The sequence below is a fragment of the Ewingella americana genome (genome assembly GCF_006438725.1).
Taxonomy (GTDB): domain Bacteria; phylum Pseudomonadota; class Gammaproteobacteria; order Enterobacterales; family Enterobacteriaceae; genus Ewingella; species Ewingella americana_A.
Window position 1 is genome coordinate 241,640 of the sequence record NZ_RCZD01000005.1, and the last position, 18,647, is coordinate 260,286.

Consider the following 18,647-nt stretch of genomic DNA (forward strand, 5'->3'; position numbering starts at 1 on the left):
GTTCCTCTGCCCCTAAGCTGTGCTATTTTTTGTTTAGCAAACTAAACACCTGAGGGAGAGGACAAGGTATGTCTCAGTTCGATTATCTAAAAACGGCCATTAAACAACAGGGATGTACATTACAGCAGGTGGCTCAGGCCAGCGGCATGACCAAAGGCTATTTGAGCCAATTGTTGAATGCCAAAATCAAAAGCCCGAGCGCACAGAAGCTGGAAGCCTTACACCGTTTCCTCGATCTGGAATTCCCGCGCCGGGAGAAAAAAATTGGCGTGGTGTTTGGTAAGTTTTACCCGCTGCACACCGGCCACATCTATTTGATTCAGCGCGCCTGCAGTCAGGTGGATGAATTGCATATTGTCATGGGCTATGACGAGCCCCGCGACCGCACCCTGTTTGAAAACAGTTCGATGTCACAACAGCCGACGGTCAGTGACCGGCTGCGCTGGCTGCTACAAACCTTTAAATATCAGAAAAATATTCATATTCATTCGTTCAATGAAGAAGGAATGGAGCCGTACCCGCACGGCTGGGATGTCTGGAGCCGTGGCATCACCGACTTTATGGAGAAGAAGGGGATTCATCCGAATACTATTTACTCCAGTGAAGAGAATGATGCCCCGCAGTATCGCGAGCATCTGGGCATTGATACTGTACTCATCGACCCTAAGCGATCATTTATGAAAATCAGCGGGTCGCAGATCCGTCAGGATCCCTTCCGCTACTGGGACTATATTCCGACCGAAGTGAAGCCGTTTTTTGTGCGCACAGTGGCGGTGCTGGGGGGGGAGTCGAGCGGAAAATCCACGCTGGTCAATAAATTAGCCAATATTTTCAATACGACCAGTGCCTGGGAATATGGACGCGATTATGTCTTCTCGCATCTGGGCGGTGATGAAATGGCGCTGCAATATTCCGACTACGATAAAATCGCGCTGGGTCAGGCGCAGTACATTGATTTTGCGGTTAAATATGCCAATAAAGTCGCCTTTATCGATACCGACTTTCTGACCACACAAGCGTTTTGCCAGAAATACGAAGGCCGCGAGCATCCATTTGTACAGGCGCTGATGGATGAATACCGCTTTGATCTGGTGATCCTGCTGGAAAATAACACCCCCTGGGTGGCCGACGGTTTACGCAGCCTGGGTAGCACCACGGACCGCATGTCATTCCAGAATCTGTTGATCGACATGCTAAAGCAAAATGGCGTCAATTATATTCACGTCGAATCCTCGGACTACGATCAGCGTTTCCTCGAATGTGTCGAGCTGGTGCAAACTATGCTAGCCGCTGACACAACCCGCGTCCGCGATCCGCTAGAGTGAAGCCCGCGGCAGTGCCAGCCTCTTCAGAATCATACCTGATGCCCCAGGCTGAGACGTCGGGGCATTTTTATTTGAATCGCTGATATAAATTAGTGTGATGAATATAAAATGCTTCATTTATTTATTCTGCGTATGAAACCTAATCCTCATTTTAATTAAACATTAATTAATGTGGCATATGACATTTTTTAAAAATTAACTCATCTGCTTCAATGAGTTAAAAAAATTATATTTCAGCCTGATTTTATTACGCATTTAATGCGTAAAGCCCTGCCTGAAAATAAAAATAGAGTGTCCCGGTTGAGTGTTATTTCGCGGATTATACTTACCCGAAATGCCTGCTGGGGCGGGCTTTATAAGGTGAGCAGAATGAATTCATCGTTCAAGTTCTGGGGTACGGCACTGGCCTGTGGTGTGGGGGCGTTTGTGCTGGCCAGTGTGCTGTTTATTAAAGGCTGGTTTCCTGTCAATTCGCAGGCAGAAGTCGTGCCTGTGCAAGTGAGCACGCAGCCAGTACCGGTCAGCGCAGCACCGGTTGCTGCCGTAGCCGTGCCAGCCACGGCGGCGGCACCTGCACCGGCCGCGTATACGCAGGCACAAATCGATCAATGGGTCGCCCCTGTGGCGCTCTATCCCGATACCTTGCTGTCGCAGGTGCTGATGGCTTCAACCTATCCGACAAACGTCATTCAGGCCGAACAGTGGTCGCGGGATCATCCGCAGTTGCAGGGAGATGCAGCGGTCAAAGCCGCAGCCAGTGAGCCTTGGGATCCTAGCGTGAAATCGCTGGTCGCTTTCCCGCAGTTGCTGGCTTTGATGGGGGAGGATCCGGTGTGGGTGCAAAATCTTGGCAATTTGTTTTTGGCGCAACCGGCTGACCTGATGGATAGCGTGCAGAAATTCCGCCAGATTGCCCAAAAGAGCGGGGCACTGAAAAGTACACCGCAGCAAAAAGTTACCGTTAAGCCTGCTGCAACTGGCAATACGACGGTGGTGAACGCCGCGCCGCAAACCATCATTATTGAATCTGCCGATCCGCAGGTGGTGTACGTGCCGAGCTATAACCCGAATGTGGTGTATGGCACCTGGCCGACACCGGCCTATCCGCCGGTCTATTTGCCACCACCGCCGGGCGAGCAGTTTGTTAACGGCGTCGTGTCCGGCATCGGTTTTGGGGTCGGCGTGGCGGCAACCTACGCTATCTTTGGTAATATTGACTGGGATGACGACCATCATCACGATGATGGGCACCACGACGACGGCCATCATGGCGGTCAGCCGGGTAATTTCGTTAACGTGAATGTGAATAACTACAACCGTATCACCGGTAACAATGATCATATTTCCGGCAATAGCAGTATGGCGAATCATTCCGACCTACCGAACAGCTTCAACTGGCAGCATAATCCCGCTTACAATACGGGCGTGCCAAACCCGGTGGCTCACTTGAGTGGCGCTACGCAGAATCAGGCGTTGAACCGGGTGGCCCAGCGGAGCAATTATCGTGGTTTTGACGCCGCGACGACCGGCCAGACCCGTGAGCAGCGTCGCCAGCAGGCAGCGTCAGTGATGAACAGCCATGAAGGGCGGACAGCAACAACTGCGCCACGCTCAGTGCCTTCATCTAATAATAATCTGGCCAACCGCGCGCAGGTGAACTCCGGTTCCAGCCGCCAGATGCCAGCTCAGTACCGTAACCATCAGCAGATGCAAAACTCGCATCCGGGTAACAACATGAACCTGTCACACAGTTCGGTATTTAGCGGTAACTCCAGCCGTTCGCCGTCGTGGCAGCAGCAACAGGCGCGCGGCAATCAAAGCCGTCAGCAAATGCATGATGTTATGCGCTCACGCCCTGCCAACGCAGAGCCCGTGCATCTGCACCGTCGCTAGTGCGAAGAGGAAAAGTAATGAATAAATTGACCCATATTCTGATCTCGGCGGGGTTGCTGGCGCTGCCTCTGAGTGCTTTCGCACAGCTGTATTTCAGCAGTCCCGATCTGGCGGCTCAGGCGCTGGTGAAAGCCGTAGACGCACATGATGACGCGGCGTTGCAAAAATTGCTCGGCGATGACTGGCAGGTTTATCTGCCGGAGAAAGACGTCGACCCCGATGCCGTGACGCGCTTCATGCGCGACTGGAAAGTGTCACACAATTTGGTACTGCAGGGGGATATTGCCCATCTGAACGTGGGCGCTGATAACTGGCAACTGCCGATCCCGATGGTTAAAAGCAACGATGGCTGGTCATTTGATATGCAAAAGGGCGCGGCGGAAATTGAAACCCGAGCTATCGGCAGAAATGAATTATCGGCGATTCAGGCGGTGACGGCCTATACCGATGCGCAGCAGCAATATTGGCAAACCGCAGAGGGTACGTCGCATTATGCGCAAAAGTTGATCAGCAGCGACGGGCAGCGTGATGGTCTGTATTGGCCGGTTAAGCAGGGCGAAGTACCCAGCCCGCTTGGTCCTGCGTTTGGTAACGAGCAGCCCGGTTCTGAGTATCACGGCTACCACTTCAGGATCCTGATGCAGCAGGGAAAAAATGCAGAAGGCGGCGCTCTTAACTATGTTGATAACGGCCTGATGACCAAAGGTTTTGCGCTGATCGCCTGGCCGGTTTCCTACGGACACACCGGGATCACCAGCTTTATGATCAATCAGAAAGGCGTTGTCTATCAGAAGGATATGGGCGACGACACGGATGCGCAGGCGCGAAAAATCGACAGTTTCGACCCCGATGACAGCTGGCAGGCGATTGACGAGCAGCCTTGATTTCCCATTATCGGCAGGTAGAAAAGCGAACCCCGTAACTTCTGTTACGGGGTTTTTCTTTATTTAGAACGCGACAACTACTTTGCCCTGCATATGGCCATCAAGCACTTTGGCATGAGCGGCTTCGATGCTTTCGACGCTCAGGCCGTGCAGGGTTTCGCTCAGGGTAGTGTGCACTTTGCCTTCATCAACCAGCGCGGCCACCTGTTTGAGGATCTCACCCTGCTCGGCGATGTCCGGTGTATTGAACATGCTGCGGGTGTACATCAGCTCCCAGTGCAGCGCGGCACTTTTCAGCTTCAGCGTATTCATATCCAGTGGTTTTTCATTTTCGACGATAGTACAGATGTGACCCATCGGCGCAATCAGATCGCTGATCGCCGCCCAATGGCCGTCGGTATCGTTCAGGCAAAGAATGAAATCGACCTGTTTGATGTCATGCTTCGCCAGCTCACCTTTCAGATCTTTATAGTTCACGGTCAGATCCGCACCGCGATCCAGACACCACTGCGCCGATTTCGGGCGTGAGGCTGTGGCGATGACTTTCACTTTGCTGCGCAGCGAAGCAAACGGGATCGCCAGTGAGCCAACACCGCCGGCACCGCCGATGATCAGCAGGGTTTTGTCGGCTGATGCGTGCTGAATATTCAGGTGTTCGAACAGTGCTTCCCAGGCGGTCAGTGCGGTCAGCGGCATCGCGGCAGACTGTGCCCAGTCCAATGTTTTCGGTTTAATCGAAACGATGCGTGAGTCGATCAACTGCTCAGTGGCGTTGCTGCCGGAGCGGGTAATGTCACCGGCGTACCAGACTTCATCACCCACCTTGAAATTTTTCACCGCGCTGCCGACGGCTTTGACGATGCCGCTGGCATCCCAACCCAGTACTTTCGGTGCATCCAGACCGCTTTTCTGCACGCCTTTATGCACTTTGGTATCGACCGGATTGATTGATACGGCTTTCACTTCAACCAGCAGATCACATTCTTTGGCAACGGGCTGCGGTAATTCGATGGCAATGAAATGTGCCGGGTCTTTTGGGTTCACTGCGATGGCTTTAATAGACATTAGAAATCCTCCATTGGGTATACAGACAGTCTAGCCCTGATGCGCAGGCCTGCTCTATTGATTTTATGCTGTAAGAATTGGGTTTTTCTATGGATGGAAGAGGAGGGACTGCGGGCTAACATTTTATTTTTTAGGGTAAAAATAACCATAAAATAAAAAGGCCCGTTTCCGGGCCTCACTATTTCAGGAAGATGATTACTTGATCAACTTCTTGTACTTGATGCGCTTCGGCTCTAACGCTTCGGCACCTAAAGTCCGCTTTTTGTACTCTTCGTATTCGGTGAAGTTACCTTCGAAGAATTCAACTTTACCTTCATCCTGATAATCGAGGATGTGGGTGGCTATACGGTCAAGGAACCAACGGTCATGGGAGATGACCATGGCGCAGCCTGGGAACTCCAGCAAGGCGTTTTCCAGTGCGCGCAGAGTTTCGATGTCGAGGTCGTTGGTTGGTTCATCGAGCAGCAACATGTTACCGCCAACCTGCAGTAGTTTGGCCAGATGCAGACGACCACGCTCACCACCGGACAGCTCACCAACGCGTTTACCCTGATCAACCCCTTTGAAGTTGAAGCGGCCGACGTAGGCACGGCTTGGCATTTCGGTGGTGCCGATGCGCATGATGTCCTGACCACCGGACACTTCTTCCCAGACGGTTTTGCTGTTGTCCATGGAATCACGGAACTGATCAACCGACGCCAGTTTGACGGTGTCTCCCAGTTCGATGGTGCCACTATTTGGCGCTTCCTGGCCCGACATCATACGGAACAGCGTGGATTTACCCGCGCCGTTCGGCCCGATAATGCCGACAATCGCGCCTTTCGGCACGGTGAAGGAGAGATCGTCGATCAGAACGCGGTCACCGTAAGACTTGCTCAGGTTCTTCACTTCAACGACTTTATCCCCCAGGCGTGGGCCAGGTGGAATAAACAGTTCGTTGGTTTCGTTACGTTTTTGGTATTCAGTGCTGTTCAGTTCTTCGAAGCGAGCCAGACGGGCCTTGCCTTTAGACTGACGGCCTTTCGCGCCCTGACGAACCCACTCCAGCTCTTTCTCGATAGATTTACGACGGGCTGCTTCGGAAGAGGCTTCCTGTGCCAGACGTTCATCTTTCTGTTCCAGCCAGCTGGAATAGTTACCTTCCCACGGGATCCCTTCGCCGCGGTCAAGTTCGAGGATCCAACCGGCGACATTATCGAGGAAGTAACGGTCATGGGTGATCGCCACAACGGTACCTTCGAAATCGTGCAGGAAACGTTCCAGCCACGCCACGGATTCTGCATCCAGGTGGTTGGTCGGTTCGTCGAGCAGCAGCATGTCTGGTTTTTCCAGCAGCAGGCGGCAAAGCGCAACGCGGCGGCGTTCACCACCGGACAGGGTAGCGACTTTTGCATCCCAGTCAGCCAGGCGCAGCGCATCAGCGGCGCGTTCCAGCTGGTTGTTCAGGTTATGACCGTCATGTGCCTGAATGATCTCTTCCAGCTTGCCCTGTTCGGCAGCCAGTTTATCGAAATCTGCTTCTGGATCAGCGTACAGCGTATAAACCTCATCGAGACGTTTTAACGCGCCAACGACTTCGGATACCGCTTCTTCCACGGACTCACGCACGGTGTGTTCCATGTTCAGCTGCGGTTCCTGCGGCAGATAACCGATTTTCAGATCTGGCTGCGCACGTGCTTCACCTTCGATATCGGTATCGACACCGGCCATGATGCGCAACAGCGTAGATTTACCTGAACCGTTCAAACCCAGCACGCCGATTTTGGCACCAGGGAAGAAACTGAGAGAGATATTTTTTAGAATATGACGCTTCGGCGGAACCACTTTGCCGAGGCGATGCATTGAGTATACGTATTGAGCCACGTTGTTTTGAGCCTCTTTCTATGCGAGCCGCACGCTTGCTGCAAAGGACAGGCGCTGCGGCGGATTAAAGTCAGCCCCGCCTGAAAACGGCATGACTGAGAAGTGTTCCGATTGCGAAGTTTAGCCTGTTTCGCCCCGGTTCCCAACCTTCAACCTCACAGGATGCCAAGTATCTGGTGATTGACTGACTGTGATCGCACTCTGAAATCGCTGTTATACCCGCGCCATGGCGGGAAGTGGGGACGTTATTGCTTTGCGAAAGGGGCGCACGCGGCCGACAAACATACCGGACGTCAGGGCATCGGCCAGTTTTACGACGTGGTAGATGGCCTGTTTATTCTGCGTTTTCACTTTGCGTTTGATATTGCCCTTGTGCGAGGACACGGTCTTCTCTTTGATATTCAGGTGCTGGGAAATATGCAGGGTGTTATGGCCTGACATCCACATTTTCAGAATATCAGCCTCGGTTCGGCTGAGGCTTACCGGTGTGAGATCTAAAACCTCGGCGTTCGTACTGGCGACTTTCACCTGCCGATTATGTTCAATCAGGCGGTAAACCAACTGGGTGCGGATAGATTTTGTCAGAATAATAATGTTGTTGCGGATCGGAATATAGTTTTGATAGTTCAGGTTTTCTTTGGAAATAAAAATGAAAAAAAGTGTCTGAGGATGCTTGTTGATCACGTCCCGTAACACTTCACCGATGGTGGGATCATAGGTGAAACTGTCTTCATTGATGAAGATGATGTCGGGAGAAAGGCCATTGCAGGATGCTTGCAGTTCGTTGATTTCCGTAAGTGAAAGAATATCTTTCTTCTTTAGTCCGTTAATTTGCAAGAGACTCTGCAATGCCAGCTGCGTGTAGTGACACTTATCCACAATGAGCGATGACATTTTTATCTACCTATTTTTATGGGCTTTGTTATCTCCCCGACTTATTTCGGTCATCCATGAAGTGAAAATGCGTAGAGGAAAAGCCTCGTTATATGAAAAAGCTTGGTGCGATGAGGCGGGATCCCGCTAAAAATGTGCAGGCCACGTCGGTAAAAATGCTGCGTGCAGACGCGTGGTTGCGGGAAATGCCTTGGGCAAAGATATAGAGTGCAAAGAAGGGGATGTAAACCGTAATGAACCTATTGGGACAAAATGGACGTTATCTGAAACAAATTGTAAGAAGTCTCAGTACCACAGGCCTCTGAGGGTGACAACTTTAAGGCGTGCGTCATCTGGTATCTGACTGCACATTGCACCACACTGTGTAAAGTTTGTGATGCCGTCAGTCGTTGGCTTCAATTTTAAACATGAATCGATTAGCGTAGAAGATGTCTATGCATAGCGGATAGTCTGTGTAGCCCCAACATACGGCGCAGCATCTGGCAGTAAGCAATACAACCAGCGAGGATAAAGGTAAGTATGGTCAAGGTGGACAAATGGCATTTTCTGGCAGCAGGCATGTTGTTGATAACCGTTTCCGGTGCGGTAAAAGCTGATTCCTTAGACGGACAGCGTCAGCGTTATATGCAAATCAAGCAGGCCTGGGACAGTAACCAAATGGATGTGGTTAATCAATTGATGCCAACCCTTGAGGACTACCCGCTTTATCCCTATCTCGAATACCGTCAACTGACGCAAAATCTGAGTGTGGCGACACCTAAGCAGATCAATGACTTCGTGAAATCCCACCCGACGCTGCCTCCGGCGCGTTCGTTGCCTTCACGATTTGTTAATGAACTTGCCACCCGCCAGGACTGGACCGGTCTGCTTTCTTTCAGTCCGCAAGTGCCAAAACCGGTGGCAGCGCGCTGTAACTACTATTATGCCAAATGGGTGACGGGCGACCAGAAAACCGCGCTGAATGCTGCAAAGGATATCTGGCTGACGGGTAAATCGTTACCGGGCACCTGCGACAAGCTGTTTACCGTTTGGCAGCAGGCGGGTAATCAAACCGCGTTGACCACCCTGCAGCGTATCGGTCTGGCGATGAAAGAGGGCAACACCAATTTGGTGAGTTTCCTGGCCAAACAGCTGCCGCCTGATTACCAGACCATGCGCGATGCGCTGCTTGATCTGCAAAACAACCCGAATACCATTGAAAGTTTCGCCCGCACCGTTGGGCCGACGGACTTCACCCGAAATGCCGTCAGCATTGCCTTTACCCGTATCGTGCGTGATGACCTGGATAATGCCCGTTCGATGTTGCCGGTCCTCGTCCGCTTACAGAAAATGAGTGACAGCGACAAACTGGAGCTGGAAGAGACCGTGGCCTGGCGCCTGATGGGCAGTGATGCCACGCCGGAACAGGCGAGCTGGCGTGACAACGTGATCCTGCGCAGCCACTCTACCTCGCTGGTGGAGCGTCGTATCCGCATGGCACTTGCCGCAGGCGATCAAAAGGGGCTGAGCCAGTGGATGGACCGGCTATCGGCTGACGCACAGCAGGAAGATGAATGGCGTTACTGGGAAGCCTCGGTGCTTATCGATCAGGGCAAGCGCAGTCAGGGCGAAACGATTTTACGTAAGCTGATGCAGGGCCGTGGATTCTACCCTATGGCCGCCGCGCAGAAACTGGGGGTCGCCTATCCGATGCAGGTTTCCGTTGCGACCAAGCCGGATGCCAGCATGGCGAAACTCCCAGAGATAGCCCGTGTGCGTGAGTTGATGTACTGGCACATGGACAATTTGGCCCGCACCGAGTGGACCTATCTGGTGCTAAGCCGCAGCCCTGAGCAGCAGACTGCATTGGCGCGTTATGCCTTTAATCAGAAATGGGCCGATCTCAGCGTGCAGGCCACTATCGCCGGTAAGCTGTGGGATTATCTGGAAGAGCGTTTCCCGCTGGCGTGGACACCGGAGTTCCGTCAGGCCACCAACGACAAAGGCATCACGCAAAGCTATGCGATGGCCATTGCTCGTCAGGAAAGTGCCTGGAACCCCGAGGCGCGTTCACCCGTCGGTGCCGCCGGTCTGATGCAGGTGATGCCTGCCACTGCGCAGCATACGGTGCAGATGTTCGGTATTGCCGGATACAGTAATCCCGCGCAGTTGCTGGATCCGCAAATGAATATCACCATTGGCACGAACTATCTGGAATATGTTTATCAGCAGTTTGGCCGCAACCGTATTCTTTCCAGCGCTGCCTACAATGCCGGCCCATCGCGGGTGAATACCTGGCTGGGTAATAGCGGCGGGCGTATCGATGCCGTGGCATTCGTCGAAAGTATCCCTTTCTCTGAAACACGTCGATATGTTAAAAATGTGTTGGCGTATGATGCATTTTATCGCTACTTTTTACACCAACCTGCCAAAGTGCTGACGGATGCCGAATGGCAGAGGCGTTACTGATTATTGGCACCTATGCTATGCTGCTGTACTAGTTTAATAGTATGGCAGCCATGACATGACCCAAACATTGTTAACCGACCCCGCTCTTTCCCAACAAGGCAATGAGGACTGGCAGTGCTTTATGGCGCTGCTACAGCAAGCTTTTGCAGAAAATCTGCATCAGGACCTGTTGCAACTGCTGCTCACACCTGACGAGCGGGCTGCATTAGGGACAAGGGTGAGGATCATTCAGGAGTTGATGCGTGGTGAGCTCAGCCAGCGTGAGCTGAAAAACCAGTTGGGGGCAGGGATCGCGACGATCACCCGTGGGTCCAATGGATTGAAGAGCGCCCCTGCCGAATTGAAGGCCTGGCTGGGTACGCAACTTTTGGATTCGCATGAGCCAGTCGGTTCGCCAGGACACGGAGAACGTGACTGATTTCAGCGGTCAGTGAGTTTGTGAGCGAGCCTGGTAGATGGCGTTATGGAAGGGTGCTAGCGCCAAAATCAGAGCCTGATGATAGACGCTGGTACGGCTGAGTTTACCGGCAGTAAATATCCCGATGGCCCCACCTTTGCGTTTCACGTCATTAATTCCGGTCAATTTATCCATTTCATCACCCAATTCACTGCCTTGATTGATCTCTTGTAATATAATTTCAGGCAGCATCAGGCTGGCAGAACGTGATTCGCCGCGCTGGTGCATGTTTTCAATCACCATCCATGCGAATGTCATGTTGTCTTCGATACCGGCCTCTACGCCGACCCAGAAGTCTGCTTCGGGGCGAACCTGTCGTGCACCGATAACCCGGTGTCTTGCGCCAGTTCGTGTCTCGCTGCTGCCGATGGGTTGGTTAGGAACGCCACTGTCGACGTCAACGCCTTCGATACGGAATGCATCAGCGCCAAAAATGTCCTCAAAAGCCATTGCAATAGCTTTGATCTTTGCCGGGTTAGTGGTTGCAGCGACAACGTGGTACATAGAGTTTTAGCATCCTTTAGCAAATTTCACGCAGTATAACGGAAAACACTCATGTTACAGGTATATCTCGTCCGTCATGGCGAAACCGAATGGAACGCAGCACGTAAGATTCAGGGCCAGTCTGACAGCCCGCTGACGCCAAAAGGCGTTTTTCAGGCACAGCAGGTCGCGCAGCGCGTCCGTCATGAAGGTATCACGCATGTGATTGCCAGCGATCTTGGCCGCACCCGTGCGACCGCACAAATCATCGCCGACGTTTGTGGCTGTGAGATGAGGGTTGAACCCCGGTTGCGCGAGCTGCATATGGGCGTGCTTGAAGAGCGCGATCTGGACAACCTGAGCGCGGAGGAAGAAGTCTGGCGTAAACAGATGGTCGACGGCACGCCAAACGGACGCATTCCTCAGGGGGAAAGCATGACCGAGCTGGCCCTGCGTATGCGTTCAGCGCTGGACAGTTGTCTTGACTTGCCCGCAGGCAGCAAACCTTTGTTGGTCAGTCACGGTATTGCGCTGGGATGCTTGATCAGTACCATCCTCGGGCTGGCGCCTTATGCTGAGCGTCGCCTGCGTCTACGTAACTGTTCTATCTCGCGGGTAGATCATCAGGAAAGTGCGTGGTTGGCATCGGGTTGGATAGTGGAAACAGCGGGCGATATTTCACATCTTGATCAGCCCGCACTCGATGAGCTGCAGCGTTAATCACAGCAGCTTTATGTCGATGGATTAGCGACGGATAGGGATAAGATAGTCACACTCTACTTCAGTCGGTGGTGTCGCGCTTGGCACCTCGTTCTTGGTGTAGAATCGTTCGATATCTTGCCCCTTTCTGCGCGTCATTTTGAGTGTTGGCAGGCAGGTTCCGTAAAGCGTCAGAATAAATTCCTGCAGCAGCTCCGGCGCACCTTTGTAGTGGAACATGGCGTATTCCCCTTCCTGCACGACAATCGGCTGACCTTCCACGTTCTCGGGTAGATGGTTTGGCTCGATAGCCGTCGTGTACAGCACTTCCTGCTCGTCGTCTTTTTCCTGACTTGGGCGGGAGTGGTGCAAACCGTACAACACCGGCGGCAGCGTTTTTGCTTCGCCAATATACTGACGCCAGAAGTGCAGGCGCATTTCGTTACGGTAAGTCGAAATCTGTTCCAGGGTGCATGAGTAGCTTTGTGTTACACCAATCAGATGCTGTTCAGGAAGCGACATAAACTCAGGCTGTGGCAGAATGAAGGCACCGAGACGAATAGGTGGGCAGATCCCGAAGGAGTGCCAATCTTCAGAGCGGCGATACAGTGCTGGAGTTTGTGCGAATTGCTTTTTGAAGGCACGGGTAAACGTTTGCTGAGAATCAAAACGATATTGCAGAGCGATATCTAAAATTGGGCGGCTGGTCAGTCGCAAAGCGACCGCAGCTTTTGACAGTCGGCGAGCACGGATATAAGCACCAATCGCGTTACTCGTGACATCTTTAAACATCCGTTGCAGGTGCCATTTAGAATAACCGGCTTTAGCTGCGACGTTGTCGAGTGATAACGGCTGGTCTAAGTGTGTTTCTAACCAGCTGAGAAGATCACGAATGATTCCTGCTTGATCCATAGATCGTCCTCGTTGAACTAAGATAAATGCACAGAATGTTGACGCGGCATGATAGCAACTTTTTTCGCGTAAGACTTCTTAAGAATTTTTTGGCTATATGTGCTATTCACTGATGTTACTGAAGATTTCATTTCTAAATTGTGAGCATGGGCTTTCTTAGCGCTGTTTTTATTTCCGTCAACGTCAGTCAACTGACGTGGAGTAACTTGATGAAAAAATGTTGTATTTTTGTACTTGGACTGTTTTTTGTTTGTGCTAATTCTGCTCATGCAGAACAGGTTGGCTCGGTCGATACCGTGTTTAAACTCTTCGGACCTGATCATAAAATTGTGGTAGAAGCTTTTGATGACCCTGATATTAAAAATGTAACCTGTTATATCAGCCGGGCTAAAACCGGTGGAATAAAAGGCGGGCTGGGTCTGGCCGAAGATACGTCAGATGCCGCCATCTCCTGTCAGCAGGTGGGACCTATCGAGCTCAGTGACAAGATTAAGCAAGGGAAAGACAAAGGAACTGTCGTTTTTCAGAAACGGACCTCGTTAGTCTTCAAGAAATTACAGGTTGTGCGTTTCTATGACGATAAACGTAATGCGCTAATTTATCTGAGCTACTCAGATAAAGTGGTGGATGGTTCACCGAAGAATGCCCTGAGCGCGGTGCCAATCATTCCCTGGGGCGCACGTTAATTCGCCTGGTGGCGGTTCCCGGTTACACCCCAAAAAGCAAAGGCCAGCAGATGCTGGCCTTTTAGTTTTTATTCATCAGTGCAGATAAGGTTGGCAACCTGCTGCTTAGTCTTCTAAGTCACCGCAGAAACGGTAGCCTTCGCCATGAATCGTCGCGATGATTTCTGGGGTATCAGGTGTCGCTTCAAAATGCTTACGGATACGGCGGATGGTCACGTCCACAGTGCGGTCATGTGGCTTGAGCTCGCGGCCGGTCATTTTCTTCAGTAAATCACCACGGGTTTGGATCTTGCCCGGGTTTTCACAGAAGTGCAGCATGGCGCGGAATTCACTGCGCGGTAATTTGTACTGCTCACCTTGTGGGCTGACCAGCGAACGGCTGTTGATGTCCAGTTCCCAACCATTGAATTTATAGCTTTCAACCAGACGGCGTTCTTCGCCGATGGAGCTCAAATTCATGGTGCGGGACAACAGGTTACGTGCACGGATAGTCAATTCACGCGGGTTGAACGGTTTGGTGATGTAATCGTCAGCGCCAATTTCCAGGCCCAGAATTTTGTCGACTTCGTTATCGCGACCCGTCAGGAACATCAGGGCTACGCTGGCCTGTTCGCGTAATTCGCGTGCCAGCAGCAGGCCATTTTTGCCTGGCAAGTTGATGTCCATAATGACCAGGTTAATATCGTTTTCAGACAAGATGTGGTGCATTTCTGCGCCATCATTGGCTTCATGGACCATGTAGCCTTCGGCTTCGAAAATGCTTTTTAACGTATTACGTGTCACTAACTCGTCTTCGACGATCAGAATGTGAGGAGTCTGCATGATTGCTACCTAAGATTGCCAACAAATTGAAAATAGGAGTACAGAAGTCCTTGTTATCCCGATGAATTTTGACAGCCAAAAGGCCATCTCACTCGTTACATGACTAAAGTACGTAAATGCGTTACTGATGCGCTTTCTTTCAACGCCAACGTCGTCGCCAGCTCGGTGAGGAAGTCCACTTTTTGTCTTCCAAAAGGGGGCATCGAATCGGCGCTTATACTAACCCTATTAACAGCAATATAACAGCGAGTGCCGATATTACCACCCAACAAAACTACGCTTTGTTGACATATATCAAATTCAATTGTAGCACGGTAACAGTTTGGTGAAAAACACTTATAAGAATGCACGGTTAAGTCACATTTCACCGTTTTTGAACACGATTCAGCAGGTTAGAATAAGTTGCTTTCTAATAAATAGAATTAGATTAAAGCATCCTTAATATCAATATGATTAATAAGGTTTAATTGTTTGTATAAGGTGTCTGAATAAGTTTCATCGTATTTATACCAGTTAATGCCGTTTTTTCTATAAACTACTCTAATCCATTCCAGTAACTGTTAAGTTAATGTGAATTATTTGCCGTTTTTGACCCCGCGCTTTGGTAAATGAGAAACGTCATTTAAAATCAGCAAAAGATAATGGTCAGACGTATTTCCAGAGGAACTTATGCAACTTCATATTATTTTGGTTTCACCGGCGCGGCCCGAAAATGTGGGGGCAGCTGCACGGGCAATGAAAACCATGGGGTTTGCGTCGCTGCGTATTGTGGGGAGTCAGGCACATTTACAGCCTGAAGCCGGATGGGTGGCACACGCTTCCAACGAGATCCTGCATAACGCGCTGCACTTCACGACGCTGGAAGAGGCGCTGGCCGATATTGATTTCACCGTCGCCACCACCGCCCGCAGCCGCGCACGCTTTCACTACTACTGCACGCCGGTAGAACTGCTGGGGCAGTTGGAAGAAAAACGCCAGTGGGTGAACAACGCGGCGCTGGTATTTGGGCGTGAAGATTCCGGGCTGACCAATGAAGAGCTGGCGCTGGCGGATGTTCTCACCGGCGTGCCGATGATGGCGGATTACCCCTCCCTCAATCTTGGGCAGGCGGTGATGGTGTTCTGTTACCAACTCGCGTCGCTCAATCAGGTCACTGCCGAATTACCGGTGGAGGCGCAAGCGGGGCAATTGACCGCGCTGCGCTCACGAATTGACCGGTTGCTGGTTGACGTAGAGGCGGCTGACGACCAAAAATTGAGCGACTGGTTACATCAGCGGCTGGGACTTTTACAGCAGCGCGATGCTGCTATGCTGCATACATTGCTGCATGACATCGAAAAAAAACTGGCGAAGTGATGTGAGGTATTCGACCGGGCAAGTGGTTATAAAATTGGTGATGGTGCGTTTACTCTGATTTTTTCACTGAATTTCGTCTTTTTTGGAGAGAATAATCTGTTTAGGCTGAAGGTCGCGTATCGGCTCAAAAACAGAAAAAAATTGACTTGTCCTGCCTGATGCTTTAGCTAATAGGGTCAGACAGCGTAAAAAACACAACAACAGACAGAAGAAAAAATGCGAATCCTCAGCCTGAACACAACAATTATTACCACCACCGAAACCACAGGTAACGGGGCGGGCTGACGCGTACAGGAAAAACAGAAAAAAGCCCGCACCTAACCAGTGCGGGCTTTTTTTTTACCGACTTTTTTTTACCGAATTGTCATTGATGAAATGAGCTTTAGGAGAGTATCAGAAATGCGAGTGTTGAAATTTGGCGGCACCTCAGTAGCAAACGCGGAGCGCTTCTTGCGCGTCGCGGATATCATGGAAAGCAATGCACGTCAGGGACAGGTTGCCACGGTGTTATCCGCGCCAGCCAAAATTACCAACCATCTGGTCGCGATGATCGAACGCACGATTGCCGGTCAGGAAATCCAGCCGATCATGAGTGACGCGGAGCGCATTTTCTCCGAACTGATAACCGGCCTGGCCGAGGCGCAGCCGGGCTTTGATTTGCCGAAGGTGAAAACCTTCGTTGCACAGGAGTTCGCCCAGCTCAAACAATTACTGCACGGCATCAATCTGTTAGGCCAGTGTCCGGACAGCGTGAATGCGTCGATCATCTGCCGTGGCGAAAAACTCTCCATCGCCATTATGGAAGCGGTGTTTGTGGCCAAAGGATTTGGTGTCAGCGTGATCAACCCGGTCGAGAAGCTGCTGGCACAGGGCCATTACCTGGAATCCACCGTGGATATCAACGAATCCACCCTGCGTATCTCCGCCAGCGCCATTCCGGCTGATAACATTATTCTGATGGCCGGTTTTACTGCGGGCAATGATAAAGGCGAGCTGGTGGTGCTGGGCCGCAATGGCTCCGACTATTCCGCTGCCGTACTGGCTGCCTGCCTGCGTGCTGACTGCTGTGAAATCTGGACTGATGTTGATGGCGTTTATACCTGCGACCCGCGCACCGTACCCGATGCCCGCCTGCTGAAATCGATGTCGTATCAGGAAGCGATGGAGCTGTCGTATTTCGGTGCCAAAGTGCTGCACCCTCGCACCATCTTGCCTATCGCTCAGTTCCAGATCCCTTGCCTTATCAAAAACACCACTAATCCGCAGGCCCCTGGCACGTTGATTGGCAGTGAAAGCCTTGACGACAATACGCCGGTTAAAGGCATCACCAACCTCAACAACATGGCGATGATTAACGTCTCAGGTCCCGGCATGAAGGGCATGATCGGCATGGCTGCCCGCGTGTTTGCAGTGATGTCCCGCTCCGGTATTTCGGTGGTGTTAATCACCCAATCCTCTTCAGAGTACAGCATCAGTTTCTGCGTTCCGCAGGGCGAACTGGCGCGCGCACGTAAGGCGCTGGAAGAGGAGTTTTATCTGGAGCTGAAAGACGTTCTGCTGGAGCCGCTGGACGTGATGGAAAAACTGGCCGTCATTTCGGTGGTCGGCGACGGTATGCGCACACTGCGTGGTATCTCTGCCAAGTTCTTCTCTGCGCTGGCCCGCGCCAATATCAACATCGTGGCGATTGCGCAGGGTTCTTCCGAACGCTCTATCTCTGCGGTGGTCAACAACGAAGATGCCACGACCGGCGTGCGCGTTAGCCATCAGATGCTGTTCAATACCGATCAGGTCATCGAAGTGTTCCTGATTGGTATCGGTGGCGTGGGCGGGGCACTGATCGAACAGGTTCGCCGTCAACAGGCGTGGCTGAAAGGTAAACATATCGATCTGCGTATCTGCGGTATTGCCAACTCCCGCGCGATGCTGACCAATGTGCACGGTATTTCACTGGAAAACTGGCGTGACGAACTGGGTGCAGCCAAAGAGCCGTTTAATCTGGGGCGCCTGATCCGTCTGGTGAAGGAGTATCACCTGCTGAATCCAGTGATTGTCGACTGTACTTCGAGTCAGGAAGTGGCAGATCAATACGCAGACTTCCTGGCAGACGGCTTCCACGTCGTGACGCCAAACAAGAAAGCCAATACTTCCTCCATGAATTATTACTATCAGTTGCGTAAAGCGGCTGAAGGGTCACGTCGTAAATTCCTCTATGACACCAACGTCGGTGCAGGTTTGCCGGTGATCGAAAACCTGCAAAACCTGCTCAATGCCGGTGACGAGTTAGTGCGTTTCTCGGGTATCCTTTCCGGTTCGCTGTCATACATTTTCGGCAAGCTGGATGAAGGGATGTCGTTGTCGCAAGCCACCCTGCAGGCGCGTGAGATGGGTTATACCGAACCGGACCCGCGCGATGATCTCTCCGGTATGGACGTGGCGCGTAAGCTGTTGATTCTCGCCCGAGAAGCAGGGTACAAACTTGAGCTGTCGGATATTGAAGTGGAGTCGGTTCTGCCGGTATCCTTCAATTCAGAGGGCAGCGTGAATGATTTCGTCGCCCGTTTACCTCTGGTGGATGCGGATTTCAGCCAGCGTGTGGCCGATGCCACGGCGCAGGGTAAAGTATTACGTTACGTTGGCGCTATCGAAGAAGGACGTTGTACGGTGAAAATCGACGCCGTTGACGGCAATGATCCACTGTATAAAGTGAAAAATGGTGAAAATGCGCTGGCATTTTACAGTCGTTATTACCAGCCCCTGCCTTTAGTATTACGCGGCTATGGCGCAGGTAATGATGTAACCGCCGCCGGCGTTTTTGCCGATCTTTTGCGCACGCTGTCATGGAAGTTAGGAGTTTAAT

The 18,647-nt window shown here is 51.6% G+C and carries 16 protein-coding genes and 1 other annotated feature; of the genes, 10 read left to right on the forward strand and 6 right to left on the reverse strand.

Annotated features, from left to right (window positions below):
• The first annotated feature begins 68 nt into the window (after positions 1 to 68).
• The 3 genes from nadR (at position 69) to EAH77_RS11230 (ending at position 4,102) form a co-directional block, all read left to right on the forward strand.
• Positions 69 to 1,325, forward strand: coding sequence for a multifunctional transcriptional regulator/nicotinamide-nucleotide adenylyltransferase/ribosylnicotinamide kinase NadR (gene nadR, locus EAH77_RS11220; RefSeq protein WP_140472630.1), 1,257 nt, complete (start codon positions 69 to 71; stop codon positions 1,323 to 1,325).
• Between the two features lie 369 nt (positions 1,326 to 1,694).
• Entirely contained in the window at positions 1,695 to 3,218 is a 1,524-nt protein-coding gene (locus EAH77_RS11225; RefSeq protein ID WP_140472632.1) for a DUF3300 domain-containing protein, read from the forward strand.
• A gap of 17 nt (positions 3,219 to 3,235) precedes the next feature.
• A complete protein-coding gene (locus tag EAH77_RS11230) occupies positions 3,236 to 4,102 on the forward strand; it encodes a DUF2950 domain-containing protein (RefSeq protein ID WP_140472634.1) in 867 nt (288 codons plus the stop codon).
• Between the two features lie 63 nt (positions 4,103 to 4,165).
• On the opposite strand, the gene EAH77_RS11235 is transcribed toward EAH77_RS11230, so the two are convergent.
• The 3 genes from EAH77_RS11235 to rcsA all read right to left on the reverse strand — a co-directional run bounded on the left by EAH77_RS11235 (position 4,166) and on the right by rcsA (position 7,924).
• The gene (locus tag EAH77_RS11235; protein WP_140472636.1) at positions 4,166 to 5,167 is read right to left on the reverse strand and encodes a zinc-binding alcohol dehydrogenase family protein; all 1,002 of its coding nucleotides are present in this window, start codon (positions 5,165 to 5,167) and stop codon (positions 4,166 to 4,168) included.
• A gap of 195 nt (positions 5,168 to 5,362) precedes the next feature.
• Positions 5,363 to 7,030, reverse strand: a complete 1,668-nt coding sequence (gene ettA, locus EAH77_RS11240; RefSeq protein WP_140472638.1) for an energy-dependent translational throttle protein EttA — start codon at positions 7,028 to 7,030, stop codon at positions 5,363 to 5,365.
• 213 nt (positions 7,031 to 7,243) lie between these two features.
• On the reverse strand, positions 7,244 to 7,924 hold the full coding sequence (gene rcsA, locus EAH77_RS11245) for a transcriptional regulator RcsA (RefSeq protein ID WP_140472640.1): 681 nt from the start codon (positions 7,922 to 7,924) through the stop codon (positions 7,244 to 7,246).
• A 528-nt stretch (positions 7,925 to 8,452) separates the two neighbouring features.
• Here rcsA and sltY point away from each other — a divergent pair.
• Together sltY and trpR are read left to right on the forward strand one after the other, a co-directional pair.
• A complete protein-coding gene (gene sltY / locus EAH77_RS11250) occupies positions 8,453 to 10,372 on the forward strand; it encodes a murein transglycosylase (protein ID WP_194150509.1) in 1,920 nt (639 codons plus the stop codon).
• 55 nt (positions 10,373 to 10,427) lie between these two features.
• Positions 10,428 to 10,790: a trp operon repressor gene (gene trpR / locus EAH77_RS11255; RefSeq protein ID WP_140472643.1), complete on the forward strand. Its 363-nt coding sequence runs from the start codon at positions 10,428 to 10,430 to the stop codon at positions 10,788 to 10,790.
• A gap of 9 nt (positions 10,791 to 10,799) precedes the next feature.
• On the opposite strand, the gene yjjX is transcribed toward trpR, so the two are convergent.
• Positions 10,800 to 11,333, reverse strand: a complete 534-nt coding sequence (gene yjjX, locus EAH77_RS11260; protein WP_140472645.1) for an inosine/xanthosine triphosphatase — start codon at positions 11,331 to 11,333, stop codon at positions 10,800 to 10,802.
• 51 nt (positions 11,334 to 11,384) lie between these two features.
• Between yjjX and gpmB the strand changes: the two genes are divergently transcribed.
• Positions 11,385 to 12,032, forward strand: a complete 648-nt coding sequence (gpmB, locus tag EAH77_RS11265) for a 2,3-diphosphoglycerate-dependent phosphoglycerate mutase GpmB (protein WP_140472646.1) — start codon at positions 11,385 to 11,387, stop codon at positions 12,030 to 12,032.
• Positions 12,033 to 12,056: 24 nt separating this feature from the next.
• Here gpmB and robA read toward each other — a convergent pair whose 3' ends face one another.
• Positions 12,057 to 12,923: an MDR efflux pump AcrAB transcriptional activator RobA gene (gene robA, locus EAH77_RS11270; protein ID WP_140472648.1), complete on the reverse strand. Its 867-nt coding sequence runs from the start codon at positions 12,921 to 12,923 to the stop codon at positions 12,057 to 12,059.
• Between the two features lie 209 nt (positions 12,924 to 13,132).
• On the opposite strand from robA, the gene creA reads away from it, so the two are divergent.
• Positions 13,133 to 13,609, forward strand: a complete 477-nt coding sequence (gene creA, locus EAH77_RS11275; RefSeq protein WP_140473062.1) for a protein CreA — start codon at positions 13,133 to 13,135, stop codon at positions 13,607 to 13,609.
• Positions 13,610 to 13,714: 105 nt separating this feature from the next.
• On the opposite strand, the gene arcA is transcribed toward creA, so the two are convergent.
• Positions 13,715 to 14,431, reverse strand: coding sequence for a two-component system response regulator ArcA (gene arcA, locus EAH77_RS11280; RefSeq protein ID WP_140472651.1), 717 nt, complete (start codon positions 14,429 to 14,431; stop codon positions 13,715 to 13,717).
• A 669-nt stretch (positions 14,432 to 15,100) separates the two neighbouring features.
• Between arcA and EAH77_RS11285 the strand changes: the two genes are divergently transcribed.
• The 3 genes from EAH77_RS11285 (at position 15,101) to thrA (ending at position 18,646) form a co-directional block, all read left to right on the forward strand.
• Positions 15,101 to 15,787, forward strand: a complete 687-nt coding sequence (locus EAH77_RS11285) for a tRNA/rRNA methyltransferase (protein ID WP_140472653.1) — start codon at positions 15,101 to 15,103, stop codon at positions 15,785 to 15,787.
• A 216-nt stretch (positions 15,788 to 16,003) separates the two neighbouring features.
• Entirely contained in the window at positions 16,004 to 16,072 is a 69-nt protein-coding gene (gene thrL / locus EAH77_RS11290; RefSeq protein WP_140473063.1) for a thr operon leader peptide, read from the forward strand.
• Positions 16,011 to 16,128 (forward strand) — a sequence feature (Thr leader region). It overlaps the preceding gene by 62 nt.
• A gap of 58 nt (positions 16,129 to 16,186) precedes the next feature.
• A complete protein-coding gene (thrA, locus tag EAH77_RS11295; RefSeq protein ID WP_140472655.1) occupies positions 16,187 to 18,646 on the forward strand; it encodes a bifunctional aspartate kinase/homoserine dehydrogenase I in 2,460 nt (819 codons plus the stop codon).
• Position 18,647: the final 1 nt, after the last annotated feature.

Coding starts and splice junctions, on each gene's coding strand:
- arcA (WP_140472651.1), bottom strand. CDS start 14,431: ATGCAGACTCCTCACATTCTGATCGTCGAAGACGAGTTAGTGACACGT.
- EAH77_RS11285 (WP_140472653.1), top strand. CDS start 15,101: ATGCAACTTCATATTATTTTGGTTTCACCGGCGCGGCCCGAAAATGTG.
- creA (WP_140473062.1), top strand. CDS start 13,133: ATGAAAAAATGTTGTATTTTTGTACTTGGACTGTTTTTTGTTTGTGCT.
- gpmB (WP_140472646.1), top strand. CDS start 11,385: ATGTTACAGGTATATCTCGTCCGTCATGGCGAAACCGAATGGAACGCA.
- nadR (WP_140472630.1), top strand. CDS start 69: ATGTCTCAGTTCGATTATCTAAAAACGGCCATTAAACAACAGGGATGT.
- EAH77_RS11235 (WP_140472636.1), bottom strand. CDS start 5,167: ATGTCTATTAAAGCCATCGCAGTGAACCCAAAAGACCCGGCACATTTC.
- thrA (WP_140472655.1), top strand. CDS start 16,187: ATGCGAGTGTTGAAATTTGGCGGCACCTCAGTAGCAAACGCGGAGCGC.
- trpR (WP_140472643.1), top strand. CDS start 10,428: ATGACCCAAACATTGTTAACCGACCCCGCTCTTTCCCAACAAGGCAAT.
- robA (WP_140472648.1), bottom strand. CDS start 12,923: ATGGATCAAGCAGGAATCATTCGTGATCTTCTCAGCTGGTTAGAAACA.
- EAH77_RS11230 (WP_140472634.1), top strand. CDS start 3,236: ATGAATAAATTGACCCATATTCTGATCTCGGCGGGGTTGCTGGCGCTG.
- yjjX (WP_140472645.1), bottom strand. CDS start 11,333: ATGTACCACGTTGTCGCTGCAACCACTAACCCGGCAAAGATCAAAGCT.
- rcsA (WP_140472640.1), bottom strand. CDS start 7,924: ATGTCATCGCTCATTGTGGATAAGTGTCACTACACGCAGCTGGCATTG.
- EAH77_RS11225 (WP_140472632.1), top strand. CDS start 1,695: ATGAATTCATCGTTCAAGTTCTGGGGTACGGCACTGGCCTGTGGTGTG.